Source organism: Mesorhizobium sp. M5C.F.Ca.IN.020.32.2.1 (assembly GCF_004023105.1).
In the GTDB taxonomy this organism is placed as follows: Bacteria; Pseudomonadota; Alphaproteobacteria; order Rhizobiales; family Rhizobiaceae; genus Mesorhizobium; species Mesorhizobium wenxiniae.
On the sequence record NZ_RZSX01001533.1, the window covers coordinates 1 to 670 of the forward strand.

At 61.5% G+C, this 670-nt stretch carries 1 protein-coding gene; it reads left to right on the forward strand.

Features of this window, described 5'->3' with window-relative positions:
* Positions 1–54: 54 nt before the first annotated feature.
* Positions 55–670 (forward strand): aconitase family protein (locus EOA86_RS37260; RefSeq protein WP_348633391.1); only part of this gene is annotated, 616 nt, incomplete at its 3' end.

Consider the following 670-nt stretch of genomic DNA (forward strand, 5'->3'; position numbering starts at 1 on the left):
GTCGCAATCGCCGCGATAACGAGTTGCACCAACACGTCGGATCCGTCACTCCTGATTGCTGCGGGGTTGCTGGCGCGCAAGGCGCGGCAGCTTGGACTGAGACCGCCCCATTGGGTCAAGACATCGCTTGCTCCGGGCTCGCCGGCGGCGGTCCATTACCTCAAGCGATCAGGTCTGCTCGAGGACCTCGAGGCAATCGGCTTCAGCATTGTCGGCTTTGGCTGCACGACCTGCATCGGCAATTCGGGTCCCCTCCCCGTGGAGATGCAATCCGCCATCGACGGCGGGATCACGGCCGTTGCCGTCCTGTCGGGAAACCGCAACTTTCCAGGGAGGGTCCATCCGTCCCTCAAGGATGGATTCCTGGCTTCACCGCCGATGACTGTAGCGTTCGCACTTGCCGGAGACGTGTTGCGCGATATCACGGCCGACCCCATCGCAAAGGGCGCCGATAGCAGCGAGGTCTATCTCGCTGACCTTTGGCCCGACCAGGCTGAAGTCGCGAAACATGTGAGAGCCTATGTTCTCAGCGCGGATTACCCAGAGGCGTTCGGCAAGGCGGTCGAAAATCCCCTTTGGCAAAAGCTGGATTCTCCGCAAAGCGCGCGTTTCCCGTGGTCGGACAAATCAACTTACATTCGTCGGCCGCCATTCGCGGCTGCGGGTGTGT